Origin of the sequence: Humisphaera borealis, assembly GCF_015169395.1 — a bacterium.
GTDB lineage: Bacteria > Planctomycetota > Phycisphaerae > Tepidisphaerales > Tepidisphaeraceae > Humisphaera > Humisphaera borealis.
In genome coordinates, this window is the sequence record NZ_CP063458.1 from 5,847,499 (window position 1) to 5,864,746 (window position 17,248).

A 17,248-nucleotide genomic window follows, 5' to 3' on the forward strand; every position below is an offset into this window, starting at 1 on the left:
CCGTAGGGTCCGCCTTGGCGGACGTTTCCATCAACGTGCGGCTTTCGCCAGTGACGACCATCGCGTCCGCCAAGGCGGACCCTACGGTCGTCCGGCCGAAATCAGCCCGCGGGCTTCGTCGCCGGAGCGGTCGTGGGCAGGGCCGCGGGCACGGTTGCCGCCGGAGCAACTGCAGCCGGAACGACGGCGGCCGGAACCGTTGCGGGCGCGATCGCCGCGGGAACGGTTGTCGGCGCCGCAGCCGGGACCGTTGTGGGGACGGCAGGCACGGTTGCCGGCGTCGGCTTGGGTGCCGGCGGCACCGCCGGCTCCAGGTTCGTCACCGCGGGCACGCCGGCGGCTTCCTTGTCGGCAGCCTTCTGGCGGGCGTTGGCCAGCAGGTTCAGCGAGACGGCCAGCACCAGGAAGATGCCGAAGCCGATGCTGGTGATCCAGGTGAGCACGTCGCCGGTCTTGGACCCGAACGCCGTGTTGCCGCCGCCACCGCCGCTGAACGCGCTCGACAGCCCGCCGCCACGACCCTTCTGAATCAGGATCAGCAGGATCAGCATCAGGCTGATGAACGTGAACAGGACGAGAAAGAACCAGAAGAAGAAACCGACCATGTCGCTGCGCTCCAGAAGTTGGGAGCTAGGAGCTAGGAGCTAGGACCAGGAAAGAACGTATGCCTTTCCAGCTCCCAGCTTCCAACTCCCAGCTCCGGCGGGCCTACAGGCCCGCCTTTGCGATCGCCAAGAAACTATCCGCCTTCAACGCCGCGCCACCGATCAGGCCGCCGTCGACGTCTTTCTGACCGAGCAACCCCTTGGCGTTGTCCGGCTTCATGCTGCCGCCGTACTGAATGCGGACGGCGTCCGCGAAATCCTTGTTCCACCGCTTGCCCATAAAGTCGCGAATAAACGCGTGCACTTCCTGGGCCTGCTCGTCGCTCGCCGTCCGGCCGGTGCCGATCGCCCAGACCGGCTCGTACGCGATGACCACGCGCTTGGCATCCGTCAGCGATGTCGCCAGTTCTTCGATCTGCTTCTGACAGACGGCGAAGGTAGTGCCGGCGTCGCGCTCTTCGAGCTTCTCGCCGACGCAGTGCACCACCGTCAGCCCGGCGTCGTAAATCGCCTGGGCCTTCTTGGCGACCAGCTCCGCCGGCTCCTTGATCACATGCCGGCGTTCGCTGTGGCCGGTCAGGACGAACTTCACGCCCAGGTCCTTCAGCATCGCCAGCGAGACTTCGCCGGTGAACGCGCCGTCCTTTTCGAAGTAGACGTCCTGCGCGCCCAGCAGCACCGGCGAGCCGGCGATCGCCGCCGAGACCGCATCCAGGTACACGAACGGCGGGCAGATGCCGACCTCAACGCCAGACTTCGGCGCCCCGTCGGCCACGCCCTTGGCCAGCGCCACGGCGGCGGCCTTGTTCGTGTTCATCTTCCAGTTACCGGCGACAAACTTCGTACGAGCCATTTCTCTTTCCCTAAATCAAGATCACCACGGAGGCACGGTTCATTCACCACGGAGGCACGGAGACACGGAGGTCAACTCTTGGTTCGCAGGATTCAGTTGCGTACTGAGCTGCTCAAAAATGTCGTCTCAATGCCTGACCTCTGAAATCTCAGCTCTCAAATCTCAGATCCAGACGTCAAACCTTAGATTTCAAATCTCTAATCTCAGATTTCAAATCTGCTTCTCTCATCTCCATCCGACTCACCACGCCAATCGCACCGGATCACAAGTTACCCTCCGTGTCTCCGTGCCTCCGTGGTGATCTCCTCTTCTCCGACCGCACTAAGCCGAAACCGCCTCACCAATCTCCGCAAACTCTTTCTTCGTCACCGCCGCGATCTGCCGCAACTGGCCCATCAGTTCGTTGAACATCTCGGGCAGCAACGCCTGCGGGCCGTCGCACTGGGCCTCGGCGGGGTTGTAGTGCACCTCGACGATGATGCCATGCGCCCCGGCGGCCATGCCGGCCAGTGCCAGGCTGCCGACGAGATCGCGCTTGCCCGCCGCGTGGCTGGGGTCGACGATGATCGGCAGGTGGCTCCACTGGCGGGCCACCGGAATGCTGCTGATGTCCATCGTGTAGCGAATGCTGTCTTCGAACGTCTTGATCCCGCGCTCGCACAGGACGACGCCCTTGTTCCCCTGGCTCAGCACGTATTCGGCGCTCAGCAGCCAGTCTTTCACCGTCGCCGCCAGGCCGCGTTTCAGCAGCACCGGCTTGGTGGTCTTGCCGACTTCGCGGAGCAGATCGAAGTTCTGCATGTTCCGCGCGCCGATCTGGAACATGTCCACGAACGGTTCCATGTCGGCGACCTGCCGGGTGTCCATCACTTCAACGCAGATCGGCATGCCCAGGTCGTCGCCGGTCTCGCGCATCCACTTGAGCGCCTGCAGGCCGAGGCCCTGGAACGAGTACGGCGAGGTCCGCGGCTTGTAGACGCCGCCACGAAGGATCGTCGCGCCGCCGTCGCGGACATGGCCGGCGATCCGGCGGAGCATTTGTTCGTTTTCGACCGCGCACGGCCCGGCGATGCACGCGGCGTGCGAACCGCCGATCGGCACCTGCGGCGTTTTGCCGCCGCCGACCATGACCACCGAGTCTTCCTCGTGGAACTCGCGGCTGGCGAGCTTGTACGGCTTCATGATGGGCATCACCTTCTCGACGCCGTCGAGCGAGGCGATATGGCTCTCGTCGATCTTGCCTTCTTCGCCCATGGCCCCGATGACGGTGCGGAACTTGCCCCGCGACAGGTGGGGGCGCGAGCCCATCCGCTCAATTTCCGCCGATACGCGGGCGATCGCCTCATCGGAGGCGTTGGAGGTCATGACGATGATCACAGGCCGTACTCCTACGCGAACTACGCGAAAGTCGGCGTAAAACCAGCAGCGACAGGTTCGTAGGGGCACTCGGCCGAGTGCCCGCAGACCGGTAGCACGGTTCCACGCGGGAAGCCAAGTAATGTAACCCCTTGAGGTTGCGGTAACAAGGGCGCGGCGGGAGCAATGTAAGCCGTGATTAGGGAACGGGTTGTGAATGCCTGGGATTGGGTTCGACGACGGGGGGACAGTTGGTAGAGTATGGACTGCCTTCAGACGCGGGGATTTGCGTGACCTATCGCCGGACAGTCCAGTTATCGCTCATCGGCCTTGCGATCGCGTTCGTCATGGCGGTGCAGCGGGATACGTTCGTGCGGCGGTGGTTGCTCCCGGCTCCACCGGACGCCGAACTACTACCTTCAGAACTCGCGCGGCGACTGCCAGCATTTCGGATTAGAAATGTGTCAATCCAAAGGGCGATGGTTGACCTGTCTAGGGCGATCGAGACGCCGATCGCTGTAGATCCGCCGGTGGTCAAGGCGTTCGAAGGGCGGGTCATCTCCGTCAACCTTCGTGATGTCACGTTGGACGACGTGCTCTGTGCGATCTCACCAGCCTTCGCGGATCGCGAGCACCGTCTGGTCCTGGTGCGGAATCGCGAAGGCTTGACTCTCCGGCGGGCAAGTGACGCGAGTCAGGTGACTTCTGTTCGGGTGCACGATATCGGTGAACTCCTGCCCGCCGACCAATCAATCGATCCACCCTCGCTTTCGCCATTGCCGGCAACCGCTCCGGCAGGAGGGCTTTTTGCAAGCAGCGCGGCGCGGCAAGTGTTCTCAACGAACCGGGACGAGAGGGCGGACTGTGCCGATGGTGTTTCAATGGCCACCGAGTTCTACATCTTTCAGACAACCGGGAACGATCCCAATCGCATCGTCGCGCCGCCTCGCCACACTTTGCCGGTCGTGGTCTGGCGATTTGAAAGACTCATTGTTTTAGCACCACAGATAGACCAGCCGCGTGCCGCTGCGTTCTTGGCAGCACTCAAAGAACGAAGGAGATAATGAAACGCCAACACCTAATCCCGGCGGCTGCGATCTGCGTTGCGGGGGCCCTCGCGATCAACGCGGCAATGACCACTCAGCCTTCGTCCGAATCGCCACCAACAGTCGTCACACTGTTTTCAACGCCGCCATCGCCGGCCGAGGCGAGGCTGACAAAAACGATCAAACAAGTGCGTCTCGACCGTGTCGCCCTGGCTGATGCGCTAGATTGGCTGCGCGACGAAGCAGACGTCAATTTGATCGTCAACTGGGAAGTTTTGGCCACGGTCGAAATCGACCGCAAGACGCCTGTGACCGTCGCACTCAACGACGTTACGGCGGCCGAGGCACTTCACGTGATCTGCACCGCAGCTTCCGACGGAAAGTCCCGCTCGATGGGATTTCTCCAGTATGGGAATCTGGTCTTCGTGAATAGCGAGACCGACCTTGAGTTGCGCGTCATCACCCGCATTTACGATATTGCCGACCTTTTACGTCTGGAGCGTCTACGGCGCGACGCAATATTTCCCGGATCCGACTGGTCGACCGGTGAGATCGTAGAGGCAATCATTCGCGTTATGCAGGAATTTATCGCGCCGGAACTCTGGCGCGAAAACGGCGGGACGCAGGGAGCCGTTAGAGAACTGAATGGTCGCCTGATCATCACGCAAACACCCGCGAACCATCGAAAGATTGCAGAACTTCTCGATGTGTTGCGGGCAGCGACCCTACCAATCCCAATTGCGCCCAAGACGCAACCCTCCACCCGACCTGCGGGGAATACGTGGGGGACCGGACTTTTCCGTTGATAGTTGGGTGAAGAATAACACGCTCCGAGCAGGCGTTACTGTTCATAGAACGTCGCAATCGGCGTTACCTGATTCTCGAGATTGAAGTTGAGTGTTGCGCGAGATGAAGTGGACACCGCGTGCAGGTACTGTTGCGTGTTGTCGCCGGTCTGGCAGCTGACCAACCTCCTCCCGCCCACTTCACTATTGCCCCGACCTTCCCCCTCCGATAAAGTCCCGACATACGGCGATTTCACGCCGTTGGACCCGCGGGCGGGGATATCGCATGTCGCCGGATTTTGATCCTTATCGCATCCTGAGTGTCGGGCGAGCCGTCTCGCCCGAACAACTGAAAACCGCATTCCGCCAGCGGTCGCGGCTGGCCCATCCGGAGTTCGGCGGGTCGGCCGCGAAGCTGGCCGAGGTCGGGCTGGCGTTTGAAGTCCTGGCCGATCCCGGCAAGCGCAACGCTTACGACCAGTACCTGCTGAACCCGGCCGATCCGGCCGTCGCCGCCCGCTGGCAGGAGGCCTGGCTCGCGGCACAGTCCGTCGCGGCCAGCCAGGCCCCGGAGTCGTTCGGATCGGAAGTCGATCAACTGGCGGCCAAGCTCGGGCAGAGCCATGCCGTCCGCGTGACCAGCGGAGCGCTGCTCGGGCTGCTCATCGGCGCGGGCGTCGGACTGCTGGGCGCGTACCTGACCCACGTGGGCATGCCCATGGCGATTGCCATCGGCGGCGGGATCGGCCTGCTGGGCGGCACCTGGGCGGCGGCGTCGAACAGCGCCTGACGGACGAACGGTCCCTTTAAGAGTTCATCAAAACTGAATCCGTCCGAGCACGGAAGCAAGTACACTTTCTATTTTACGACAGGAACCACATCACCTTTCACGGGGATCTCGAACCATGGCACATACGACTACCATCCATCGCCGATTGACCGGACTTCTGGCAGGACTGGCACTCGCGCTCCTGGCGATCCCTTCGGGCGCGCTTGCCCAGTCCGATCGGAAGGAAATCAACGACAGGTTCAAGGCCATCGAATGGGTGACCGGCCCGGGAACCGGCGACCTGGGCAACGCCACGATCAAGGTGCCCGCCGGCTACCGGTTTACCGGTGCCAGCGGTGCCGAGGCCTACTGCCATTACACAGGCAACAACTACGGCGGCGAGGTTGGCGTGCTCGAACCGGTCCCCGGGAAGAATGCCTCGGACTTCTTCATCCTCTTCACCTTCGACGGCACCGGCTACGTGAAGGACGACGAGAAGTCGAAACTGGACGACGAGTTTGCCGAAACCCTGCTCAAGCAGTTCAAGGAAGGCACCGACAAAGGCAACGCCGAGCGGGCCTCGCGCGGTGCCGGGCCGATTCACGTCACCGGCTGGAACCAGAAGCCCTTCTACGACGACCAGACCAAAAACCTGACTTGGGCGGTGATCGTTTCGGGCCAGGGCGGGGCATCCGTTAACTACGAGAGCAAAGTGCTCGGCCGTCGCGGTGTGATGGCCGTCAACATGGTGGTGGACCAACAGGCGGTCGCCAAGACGATCCCCGAATACCGCAAGCTCGTTTCGGGCCTTAACTACAAGGCCGGCGACACCTACTCCGAGTTCCGCGAAGGAGACAAGATCGCCGAGTATGGCCTGATCGGCCTGGCCAGCGGCGGCATCGCGATCGCCGCGATCAAGTGGTGGAAGCCGCTCATGCAGTTCGGCATCTTCATCATCGCCGGTGTTGGTATCGCGATTAAGAAGGTGTTCTCGATGTTCAAGAGCAAGCCGGCGTCGGTCTGATCGCGGTCGTCGCAACGCCGACGTCGCCTTACGTTCGATTTCACCACGAAGGCACGAAGAGCACGAAGGATTATGAAGAAGAAGGAATGCTGAAGCGGCCTTCGCCCCCTTCAACCATCTTCTGATTCTCCTTCGTGGCTCTTCGTGCCCTTCGTGCCTTCGCGGTGAAAACGAACGACAAACATCGTTGATTCGGTGTCTCTCATGTCCCACCGCGCACGAGCGCCAAGGCTTCAAGCATGACTGACCAGCGGATGCTGCTGCTGGTGCTGATCGTCATCTACCTGTCCGAGTGCTTCATTTGGATCGGATTCGGCGCGGTCGCATTCCGCACCGGTTGGCGACGATTCCGACCCGTCGATCCGCCGACCTTTCCGGGGAACGATCGTGGCGGATGGGCGATGCTCAATCCGTTTCCGCCGTTCGGCGAAGTGTTCGTCTGCCACCAGTGGCCGGTCGTCGTGACGCCGGAGCAGGTGGGGCCGCAAACCGGGCAGTCGATCAACTTTCGCGAGCGACCGGCGACCGAATCGCTCGAACTGCCCTGGGTGGCCGCCGGCAAGCTGGAAGGCAACGGCAGCAAGCTGTCGCTGGGCGGCGAACCGATGATGCGGCTTCCCGACGAGGCCGCCGCCGAACACTTCCGCAAGGTCCTGGCCCGGCTGGCAAAGGTTTCGCCCGACCAGCGACCGGAACAAATCTCCCGTGCCATCCGCACGGCGTTCGACACCGCCGCCATCGAAAAACGCCTGGACGAGTACTGGCGGCTGACGTCCCTGCTGCGCACGCTGAGCCTGCTGTTTTTCGGGCTGCTGTTCCTGCTGCTACCGATTTCGATCTACCTCGAACGATTCGCCGACACGGTCTATCGCGTGCTGCCGATGCTGCTGCTGACGTGGGTTGCGGTGATGTTCTTCTACTTCCGCGCCCATCGCCGGCTGATGCCCGCCGATCGGCTGGTGCGGTGGAAGGGCCTGGTCACGATGGTGTTCGCGCCGACGGCGGCGATTCGCGCTTCCGACGCCGTCAGCCGGCACCTGCTGACAGGTTTTGACCCGGTCGCCGTCGGCGCGGTGCTGCTGGACGACAAAACCTTCGCCGAGTTCGCGACCCGCATTCTCCAGGATTTGCGTATCCCGCTGCCGGCCCGCAAAAGTGACAACCGCAACGGTGCCGCAGACCCGGCAAAATCCGACGAACTGGCGACCGCGTTTCGCGCGCGGCTGACCGACGAGGTGGTCGTGCTGATGCGGAAGCGCCGGGTGGATATCGATGCACTCCTGGGGCCGCCAACACCGGCCGATCCGGCGCTGCGGTCGTACTGCCCGCGATGCCGGCTGGAGTACCTGGTCGAAACGGGCACCTGCCGCGATTGCGGGGAACGGCCGCTGGTTCAACTCGGCTGACACTCCGTCATTCTTCACCGTTATGTTGCAGCCGTCTCGGTTGCAATGCAGGCGGGACGCCTGCACCACAAGCGGCGGGTCGCCAGTTCGCCTGTAATGCCATCGGGGGTGGCGCATCTTGATTCCCGGCGGGCATGGGTCCGGCCGCGGAGATGTTTGTATCGATGGATGCCGCGGCGGGGCCACTGCGGTCGGTTGTTCCACCCACTTCAAGATGAGGTTGTCCTATGGTCCGTACGCGCTGCGAGGCTGCGGTTGTCCTTTGCGCTATTGTCACCTGGGCCGGCGGCGCGCTCGCCCAGCCGGCACAGCCGCCGAGCACACAACCGGTAGTCACTCCGTCTGCTCCATTCGCACTACCCGCGCTGGGCGGCACCACCGTCGCCATCCCGTGGCCGGAGCTGGCGGCGCTGCTGGAGCGTGCCGGCGATCGGGCGGCCAAACCGCCGGTGGACTTCGTCTTCGCACCGGCGACCTACACTGCCAGGCCCGTGGGTAGCGCCATCGAGGTGATCGCCGAGGTGCAGGCGACGCTGCTTCGCAACGACTTTGCGCTGCTGCCAGTCGCCCCGGCGGACGTGGCGGTGGAATCGGTCACCGTGGACGGCCAGCCCGCGGCGCTGGTGATGCAGGGCAAGACGCTGTCGGCGTTCGTCACCGGCGGAGGCAGGAAGTCGCTCCGGGTCACGCTCACCCGCCCGATCGTCAGCCAGGACGGCTCGCCCCGGTTCGATCTGCCCCTGGCCGATTGGCCGATCAGCAACGTGAAGTTCAGCGTGCCCGGAAGCGTCGAGATTACCGCCAGCGGCGCGGCCAGCGCGATATCCGCCGAGGCCGGCGGCACCACGACGTTGACCGCGACCTATCGCGGCGGGGCGGTGGCGGCGATCGCCTGGAAGCCCCGCGCCGCTCAGGCGGATGTCGCGGCCGCACGAATCTACGGCGACTCCGAAACGCGCATCTCCGTCCGCCGAGGATTGGTGCGATACCAGACGGCCATCCATCTGAACGTCGAGCGTGGCACCATCCCGGCTCTGAAGCTGACCCTCGACCCCAAGGCGGTCGTGCTGTCGGTCGGCGGGAAGGACGTCGCCGGCTACCAGGAAGCGGCGGCGGCCGCCGCGGGCAAGCCGGTAACGATCAACTTCGCCAGGCCAATCGGCGGGAAACAGGACATCGAACTGGTGTACGAAAAAGACGTCGCCGAGGCCGGCGGAGCCGAACGCTTCGTCGCCCCGGCGATCGACGGCGCACGGCGCGACGGCGGCGTGATCGCGATCGACAGCGACGGCGCATACGACGTTCGACCCGCGCCAGCCGGCGGAGCCGCCGAGGCAACCCTCGAGCGCCTCGGCGTCAGCGAGCTGCCGCAGTCGTTCCGCACGCCAGCGACTACGCTCGCCTATCGCTACGGCTCGCCGGCGGCGACGGCTGTTGCTCTCACGCCGATCAAACCGCAGCCGGCCAAAGTCGCCGTCCTGACGCAGACGCGGGTCGCCGTCGATCGCGGCGTCCTCCGCTGCCAGGCCAGCGTGACCTATGAGATCCTGCACGCCGGCGTGGACACCTTCCGCATCAATCTGCCGAAAGGGGCGGAACTGATCGCCGTCGAAGGCGAAGGCGTTCGCGACACGCAGGTGGTTGACGAAAACGGCGCGCGGATCGTCGTCGTCGGCCTGAAGGACGTCGCACGCAAGCAGTACGCGCTGACACTGACTTACGATGTGGCATTCGCCGAGAAGGCGATCGCCGTGGCCGGCCAAGCTATGGTGCCGCCTGCCGCCACTCGACCCGCCACGCAGCCGGCCGGAGATGCCGTAGCCGCCGCAGCCACGATCAGCGCGACTGTCGTCGTCCCCATCCTCTCGCACCCGGATGCGAGCACCGCCCGCGGCTACATCGGCGTTGAAGTCCGCGGCGGGTATGAAGTCACCACCAGCGTCACGGGGGCCGAGCGGATCGACGTTAAAGAGCTCCCACGCCTGCTCTGGTCGATGGCCCGCTCGCCGGTGCTCGAAGGGTATCGCTACGACAGCGGCGTGCCGGCGATGACGCTGGCGATCGCCCGACACCAAGACCTGGACGTGCTGGTCGCGATGGCGGATGTCTGCGAGGCAAGCACCACCGTCACCGCCGACGGCCGCAGCGTCACCAAGCTGATGTACATCGTGCGGAACAACCTCAAGCCGAGCATGACGCTACGGCTGCCAGCGGGCGCGGAGGTCTGGAGCACCTTCGTGGACGACAAGCCCGTCACCCCGGCCAAAACCGCCGACGGCCGCGTGCTGATCCCGCTCAAGCGCAGCGAGGAAGTCGAAGACGGCGACGACGAGAGCTACCAATTCAGGCGAGACCGCCGGCGTCAGGGGGAGGAACATCGGGTCATCAAGGAAATGCAGCAGAAGAGGACCGACGACGAACTGGCCGGCGATCTGAAGCCGTATGACGTGGAGGTGGTGTACGTCATGCCGGCGGTGAAGCTGGCCGATCGCGGGCAGTTGGAGTTGTCGTTGCCGCAATCGGACGTGCCGGTGGGACACCTGGCCTGGGCGGTGTTCCTGCCGAAGCAGTATCGCGTGGTCGATGCGCAGGGGAATGTCAGCGAAGTGTCGCGGTTCACACTGCCGTTCCGGCACTTCGGCGAAGCCGCACTGGCGCGGACGAAGGAAGTCGCCGAGCTTCAGAAGGCGTCGCAGCAACTGGCCCAGGCTCACGACGCCGCCAAGGCGTTCGCCGAGGCGAGCAAGGTCGCTGGGGTGCTGCCAGTGCGGGTGGAGATCCCGATCGCCGGCGAAATCACGCGGTTCGAGAAGCTGCTGCTCGTGGACGAAATGCCGAAGACGACGGTGGGGTACTCGCGGAAGCTCGAGTGAGCGACGAATGAAAACGAACGATGAAGATCAGCGGCTGTCCGTGACACGGCTTTCCAAGCCGTGCGAGCGAGGTCACAACGCAAGTGGATTCCAATCCTCGGTAGGCTCCTGGATTTCTGGGGAAAAGACGTGGCATTGCCGAAGATTTGCATCTTCACGCGTCGTGACCTCGCCCGCACGGCTTGGAAAGCCGTGTCACGGACAGCTTCACCGCTTTTACGGATAACCTTCCTCGGCGTCCGATCGTGGTTTAAACTGCTCGGCGGAGGAACTCCATGAACCAGCCCAAGACGACATCAAACCTTTCCCGCAGGCGTTTTCTGACCGGCGTTGCCGCCACAGCCGCGGCGGCGGTTGCGTTTCCGCATCTCGCTTTCGGCCAGGCGAAGAAACGCAAGCTCGTCATGATCGCCGGCAAGCCGAGCCATCCGGCGGGGATGCACGAGTTCAACGCCGGCGTCTACGTGCTGTCGCAGTGCCTCAAAGCCGTGCCCGATCTTGAAGTTTCCGTCCATCGCAACCATTGGGTTTCCGACGAAAAGGTTCTCGACGACGCCGACGCCCTGTTCATCTACAGCGACGGCCGCCAGGGGCACCCGGCGGTGCAGGGCGACCACAAGGAGAAGGTGGCCAAACTGATGGCACGCGGCGTCGGGCTCATGTGCGCCCACTACGCCGTCGAGGTGGACCCCAAGCAGGCAGGCGACGAGTTCAAGGCCTGGATCGGCGGGCACTACGAGCACGAGTTCTCCGTGAACCCGATCTGGGAACCGAAGTTTGAGACCTTCCCCAATCATCCCATCAGCCGCGGCGTCAAGCCGTTTACGGCCAAAGACGAGTGGTACTTCAACATGCGGTTCCGCCCGGAGATGAAGGGAGTCACGAGCATTCTCACCGCCACGCCGAGCGACGCCGTCCGCGACGGCCCGTACGTCTATCCGAAGGGGCCGTACAAGCACATCCAGGAAGCCAAAGGGCGCGTCGAGACGATGATGTGGGCCGTCGAGCGCGAAGACGGCGGCCGCGGCGTCGGCTTCACCGGCGGGCACTTCCACACCAACTGGGGCATCGACGACTTCCGCAAGGTGGTCCTCAACGCGCTGCTCTGGATCAGCAAGGTCGAAGTGCCGGCGAACGGGTTGGAGAGCAAGTTGCCCGAGGGGGAGTTGCTGAAGAACCTGGATCCGAAGGCGGCGCCGAAGAAGTGAAGGCCGTCCGTGAGAGCTGTCTGTGATCGCTGTCCGTGACACGGACAGTAGTAACCGACAGCGGCCGGTTTGCCGTGTGTCAACCTTCCTGATCCGCAGCGGTAACAACATCGAGGCTCAGCGTCGACTCACTTCTGCACGCGAGGTCCGACATGCTCCTCTTCTGCGATCCCAACGGCCCTTCGAGCCTGCGCCGGCGCGACTTCCTTCGCGTTGGCGGTGCGGCGCTAGGCGGCGCACTGTTCGGCAATGCGCTCTTTCCCGCACTCAGCAGCAACACGGCCTTCGGCAGCGTCAGCGGGTCGGGCGGCGTCAGTCCGCTGTCGGGGAAGTCGGTCATCTTCCTGTTCATGCAGGGCGGCCCGCCGCAGGCTGAGACGTTCGACCCCAAGGAAGGCCTGACCGCCGAGATGGCCCCCGTCGGCGGAACGATCCCCACCAGCATTCCCGGCGTACATTTCGGCTCCAGCCTGCCGAAGCTCGCCAGGCTCGCCGACCGCCTGACCATCGTCCGCAATTTCTCCACCGGCACCGATCACGGCGGGCTCCGGCCGATCGTCAGCGATACCACCGGCGGCGCGAGCCTCGGTTCGGTTTACAGCCGGGTCGCCGGCATCAACAACCCCAGGACCGGCCTGCCGACGTCGATGGCGCTCTGGCCGATTTCCGTCGGCGCCGACCAGCCCGGCCCGCGCGAGCGCTTCGGCAAGTTCGACGCCACCGGCTCGCTCGGCACCGGCTACGCGCCGTTCACGCCCGGTGCCGGCGGGCCGATGCAGGAGAATCTGAAGCTCAATCTGCCGCGCGAAAGGCTCACCGACCGCCGGGAATTGCTGTCGGCGATCGACCGGGCGCGGCGTGATCTCGATGCGCAAGGCGACGCCGTCGACGGCTTCCGCCGGCAGGCGTTCGACATGATCCTCAAGGGCGTCGGGCAGGCGTTCGACCTCTCGAACGAGGATCCGAAACTGCTCGAGCGCTACGACACCAGGCCGTTCCTCGACCCGTCGCTCTGGACGCCCAAGACCGGCAAGATGAAGAACAACGACCCGTACTACCGGGCGAATGCCAACACGCTGGGCAGGCTGCTGGTGCTGGCCCGCCGAATGGCCGAGGCGGGGTGCGGGTTCATCACCGTCAACACCGAGTTCGTCTGGGACTTCCACGCAGACGTCAACAACATCGCCGTCGCCGAGGGGAAGAAGGCCGTCATCGAACCGTTCGACCATGCCGTCTCGGCGTTCATCGAAGACTGCGAAAGCCGCGGGCTGGGCGACAAAATCCTGCTGGTCTGCTGCGGCGAAATGGGCCGCAACCCCAAGCTCAACAAGAACGGCGGCCGCGACCACTGGCCGGCGCTGGCACCACTCATCCTGTACGGCGCGGGCATGCCGCGCGGACAGGTGGTCGGCCGATCCAACCGCACCGGCGCAGAGCCCGACGGTGACGGCCTCAAGCCCGACAACCTGCTGGCGACCATCTTCCGCACCCTCTTCGACATGGGGCAGCTCCGCGTCGAAACCGGCCTGCCGGAAATCATCCGCCAGGCCGTCAATCGAACCCAGGATCTGCCGGGCGTGGTGTAGACAGACGATCGCGTGGTCGTACGTCCGACAAACTTTGGGAACGCGGAGCCCCAGCTCCGCACGAACGACAAAATGAAGAGCGGAGCTGGGGCTCCGCGGTCCAGGGCATCCGTGCGTGCCTTGTCACCACGACCATCCCGGCGATGATCACCGCACCCCATGCCACGCAAGCCTTCCGCCGCTCGTTCTGTCCGCACCGCGAAGTCGAAACTTCATCTGGAGCTCTCCGCGGCCGTCGGCAAGGATCTTGTACCCTTCCTGCGTAAGCACCTCCGCGCTGCCCACGCCGAGTTGCGCAAGCCGCTCGTCGAACTGTCGCTCGCCCTCGTCGGCGACAAGGCAATGGCCGACCTGCACCAGCAGTTCATGGGCATCGCCGGGCCGACCGACGTGCTGACCTTTCCGCTCGACGAAGATTCCCGCGGCCGGGTGATGGCGGGGGAGGTGGTCGTCTGCATTCCCGAGGCCCGCCGTCGCGCCAAAACCGAGGGTACCGAACTTCGTCACGAAGTGCTGCTCTACGCGCTGCACGGCATGCTGCACTTGTGCGGCTACGACGACCTGACGCCCGCGGACTACAAGAAGATGCACCGTACTGAGGATCGCATCCTCGCCGCGATCGGCATCGGGGCGGTGTTCGAGCGCACCGCTGGACCCGCAAAGAAGCGCGTGACGAGATGATGCACGCGAGAGGAACCACGAACGCCCACCGCGCTGCGGTGGGTCCCACCGCGCGCGGTGGGCGTAGGACGAGTTGGTTCGGTCGCGAAACGCAGGATGCGGCAAACGCGCGACAAAAACCTGCGAATTCTCGGACGAAGACGCGCCGAAAAAATCTCGCAAATCATTTCGCATCAACATCTTGCGGAAAAACGGAACATTTGAGGGATGTCCGCGCCGCCGTTCCCGACGTACAATGCGGGATGTCGCCGGTTCGCCGGCGGCTTTGCGGGCGACTGCCGTCCGCGCTCCCGCCGGCTTTCGCCGACGGCTTGTTCGAGCATTGCGATGAACGCCAACCCAAGGCCCACCCTGACATCCGAGGACGACATAGGTCGCGCGCAGACCTTCGCTCTGCCGTTGCATCCGCCAGTACGCAGCGCCGGTTTCCGGCCTGCGGCGGCCGTTCTTACTTTCGGAGCCCTCTAACATGGCCGTCCCCCTGATCGCAGGGGCCCTGGCCGGTTCGGCACTGGGCACCCTGGTCTTTTCCACGCTTACCTACTCGCTCCGCGACCTGTCGCGCGTTCGCCTCGACGAACACCTCGAGCGCAAAGGCATCGGAAGCTGGCTCGACAAGACGATGGAGCACCAGCCCGATCTGGTCTTCGTCACGGCGGTCTGGCGGCTGCTGTTTAACGTCGCGATCCTGCTGCTGTCGCTCGATCTGGTCGAATCGTTTGGCTACAACGCCGCCGTGAGCTACACCGTCGCCGTCGTGCTGGGCACGCTGGTGACGCTGGTCTGCTCGATCATGCTGCCCCAGGCTGTCACTCGCCACATGGGCGACGCCGTCGTCGCCCAGTTCGTCCGCCCGCTGCACGGGCTGTTCTGGCTGATGTGGCCGATCGCCAAGCTGATGCACGTCATCGACCGCATGATCGGCCGGGCGGCGGGCATCCCCACCGAACCCGCCGCCGGCAAGGCCGAGCACGACATCGAACAGGAAATTCTGTCGGTCGTCGAAGAGGGACAAAAAGAAGGCATCGTCGATGACGACGTCCGCCGGATGATCGAGTCGGTGATGGCGTTCCAGGAGACGACCGCCGGCCAGATCATGACGCCGCGCCCGGAGGTCGTCGCGATCGAATCCACTTCCACCCTCGCCGAGATCAAGGAAGTCCTGGAAGAGACCGGCCACAGCCGAATCCCCGTATACGAAGGCACGCTCGACCACATCATCGGTGTGCTCTACGCCCGCGACCTGCTGAAACAGCTCGGCAAGCCGACCGAAACTTTCAGCATGAAGCTGGCGATGCGGCCGGCGTACTTCGTGCCCGAAACCAAGCTCGTCCGCGAGTTGCTCTCCGACTTCCGCCGACAGAAGGTTCACCTGGCGATCGTCCGCGACGAGTACGACGGCACCGCCGGCCTGGTGTCGATCGAAGACGTGCTGGAAGAGCTCGTCGGCGACATCTCCGACGAACACGAGCCGGCCGAGCCGGCGATGTACCGCCAGATCGACGAACAGACGATCGAGGCCGACGCGCGAATCTACCTGGATGAAATCAACCGCCAGACAGGCCTCGAACTGCCCGAAGACGCCGGCTACGACACGCTCGGCGGCTTCGTGGTCACAACCGTCGGCCGCATCCCCGAAGCAGGCACGACGTTCATCTACGGCGGCGCGAAGTTCACGGTCCTGAACGCCGAGCCGCAACGGGTGAACCGCGTGAAGATCGAATTGGGCCAGACGGCAGGGGAAGCACCCGCTGGCGAAAGGGAACCCGTCGCCGAGCGCGCGGCAGTTTGACGCGGCGCCATCATCGGCGGTCGGCGGCAGTGAATACGCGCGATCCAGGTTTTGGGTGGCATGGGCAAGCGTACTCGCTTGCCCGTGAGGGTCGCCGTCCGACGTTCGCCATGGGGCAACGATTCCGACAATACCCGCAGGGGTGCCACCTCATGTCCGGTTTACCACGAAGGCACGAAGGGCACGAAGGTCCACGAAGAATCGACTGCAGGAGAGCCGATACTGCTGACGCTGTGGACCGCTTCCACGTTCAATCTATTTCTTCTTCGTGCCTCTTCGTGCCTTCGTGGTGAAATCGAACGACCGGTGGCTCTGATTTCGCGCAGCCGATAGATCATGGCAAGGGCGACACCGCCGCCACCGGCGTTCCGCATTCCGGGCATCGGTCACTGGGGTTGCCTTGCAAGTCATACCCGCACGCCACGCATCGGCCCTTCTTTCGCCATCGGCGTTCGCGGGTTCGCAGGGTGAACCGCCAGAGGTGCCAGAGCAGGATCAGCGAGCAGAGCGTGATCGCCGCCCAGTGCGGGAAGACGACGGCAGACCAGGTGGCGTCGGCGACGGGCAGGTCGCCGGGCTTGCTCAGGGCGTAGCCGAACTGCCACTGCGATTTCATCGTGCTCGCGTTCGTGTAGGCCCCGTCGAAGAGCCAGTCGCCGTCGGTCACCGGTGCGGCGATGTGCTCGGCGGTCAGCGCCTTGTCGGGCCCGAGGGACAGCGTGCTCATGCCCACCAGCAGGTTGCCGCGGTGCGACAGCACGCCGTTGATGTTCCCCGATCGCGTATAGACCGCGCCCAGGTCGGCGGTCTGGTGGCTGCGCGACCAGAGCCACGAGAGGAACACAATCGCGGCCGCCCAGAAGAGCAGCCCGAACCAGCGGCGCGGGCGGAGGGGCGGGGGTCTGGGGCTGTCCGTCGAAGAAGCGTCAACCATCATTCAGCTCCGCTCGACGACGTGTTGCGTCGCTTCACATCAATGGGACTTTCGATGCAGGCATCGGGATGAGTGGTTGCGCCACCGGATGAGCATTTCCATCCCCAATGATGACCAAGATTGTACGCCGCGGATCGAAATTCACACCCGACTTTCCAAGTGAGACGACGGCGTCGGGATCTGAGCGGGCGATTTTCTGTTTGCATATTGTTAGGTATTTAATAGAATGGGCGTGCGATGGCGCGACGCGCAGGCGTCGCGCAGCTGCGCACTGACAGACCGTGATCCGCGCTGACGGTCCGCGCTCCGCTTCGCGTCGCGGCTAACCGG

General features: G+C 64.2%; 14 protein-coding genes. 10 read left to right on the forward strand and 4 right to left on the reverse strand.

Annotation, left to right across the window (positions count from 1 at the left end):
- Positions 1 to 101 precede the first annotated feature (101 nt).
- The 3 genes from secG to aroF form a co-directional block, all read right to left on the reverse strand.
- Positions 102 to 605, reverse strand: coding sequence for a preprotein translocase subunit SecG (gene secG / locus IPV69_RS21975; protein ID WP_206291873.1), 504 nt, complete (start codon positions 603 to 605; stop codon positions 102 to 104).
- A 103-nt stretch (positions 606 to 708) separates the two neighbouring features.
- Positions 709 to 1,458: a triose-phosphate isomerase gene (tpiA, locus tag IPV69_RS21980; RefSeq protein ID WP_206291874.1), complete on the reverse strand. Its 750-nt coding sequence runs from the start codon at positions 1,456 to 1,458 to the stop codon at positions 709 to 711.
- A gap of 321 nt (positions 1,459 to 1,779) precedes the next feature.
- Positions 1,780 to 2,835: a 3-deoxy-7-phosphoheptulonate synthase gene (gene aroF / locus IPV69_RS21985; RefSeq protein WP_206291875.1), complete on the reverse strand. Its 1,056-nt coding sequence runs from the start codon at positions 2,833 to 2,835 to the stop codon at positions 1,780 to 1,782.
- A gap of 458 nt (positions 2,836 to 3,293) precedes the next feature.
- Here aroF and IPV69_RS21990 point away from each other — a divergent pair, with 458 nt between their 5' ends.
- From IPV69_RS21990 to IPV69_RS22035, 10 genes are all read left to right on the forward strand, one after another.
- Positions 3,294 to 3,878, forward strand: coding sequence for a hypothetical protein (locus IPV69_RS21990; RefSeq protein ID WP_206291876.1), 585 nt, complete (start codon positions 3,294 to 3,296; stop codon positions 3,876 to 3,878).
- A complete protein-coding gene (locus IPV69_RS21995; protein ID WP_206291877.1) occupies positions 3,878 to 4,666 on the forward strand; it encodes a hypothetical protein in 789 nt (262 codons plus the stop codon). Before IPV69_RS21990 ends, IPV69_RS21995 begins: the two co-directional genes overlap by 1 nt.
- A 265-nt stretch (positions 4,667 to 4,931) precedes the next feature.
- Positions 4,932 to 5,435: a J domain-containing protein gene (locus IPV69_RS22000; protein ID WP_206291878.1), complete on the forward strand. Its 504-nt coding sequence runs from the start codon at positions 4,932 to 4,934 to the stop codon at positions 5,433 to 5,435.
- Between the two features lie 115 nt (positions 5,436 to 5,550).
- Entirely contained in the window at positions 5,551 to 6,438 is an 888-nt protein-coding gene (locus IPV69_RS22005; RefSeq protein ID WP_206291879.1) for a DUF2167 domain-containing protein, read from the forward strand.
- Between the two features lie 239 nt (positions 6,439 to 6,677).
- Positions 6,678 to 7,844, forward strand: a complete 1,167-nt coding sequence (locus IPV69_RS22010) for a hypothetical protein (protein ID WP_206291880.1) — start codon at positions 6,678 to 6,680, stop codon at positions 7,842 to 7,844.
- A 227-nt stretch (positions 7,845 to 8,071) separates the two neighbouring features.
- Positions 8,072 to 10,717, forward strand: a complete 2,646-nt coding sequence (locus tag IPV69_RS22015) for a hypothetical protein (protein WP_206291881.1) — start codon at positions 8,072 to 8,074, stop codon at positions 10,715 to 10,717.
- Between the two features lie 275 nt (positions 10,718 to 10,992).
- Positions 10,993 to 11,925 carry a ThuA domain-containing protein gene (locus IPV69_RS22020; RefSeq protein ID WP_206291882.1) on the forward strand — a complete coding sequence of 311 codons (933 nt, stop codon included), beginning with the start codon at positions 10,993 to 10,995 and terminating at the stop codon, positions 11,923 to 11,925.
- Between the two features lie 152 nt (positions 11,926 to 12,077).
- Complete coding sequence (locus IPV69_RS22025) at positions 12,078 to 13,511, forward strand: DUF1501 domain-containing protein (RefSeq protein WP_206291883.1); 1,434 nt, start codon at positions 12,078 to 12,080, stop codon at positions 13,509 to 13,511.
- A 159-nt stretch (positions 13,512 to 13,670) separates the two neighbouring features.
- Positions 13,671 to 14,192, forward strand: a complete 522-nt coding sequence (ybeY, locus tag IPV69_RS22030; RefSeq protein WP_206291884.1) for an rRNA maturation RNase YbeY — start codon at positions 13,671 to 13,673, stop codon at positions 14,190 to 14,192.
- 469 nt (positions 14,193 to 14,661) lie between these two features.
- The gene (locus IPV69_RS22035) at positions 14,662 to 15,984 is read left to right on the forward strand and encodes a hemolysin family protein (protein WP_206291885.1); all 1,323 of its coding nucleotides are present in this window, start codon (positions 14,662 to 14,664) and stop codon (positions 15,982 to 15,984) included.
- Positions 15,985 to 16,318: 334 nt separating this feature from the next.
- Here the strand turns inward: IPV69_RS22035 and IPV69_RS22040 are convergent, their stop codons facing one another.
- The gene (locus IPV69_RS22040) at positions 16,319 to 16,918 is read right to left on the reverse strand and encodes a hypothetical protein (protein WP_206291886.1); all 600 of its coding nucleotides are present in this window, start codon (positions 16,916 to 16,918) and stop codon (positions 16,319 to 16,321) included.
- Positions 16,919 to 17,248: the final 330 nt, after the last annotated feature.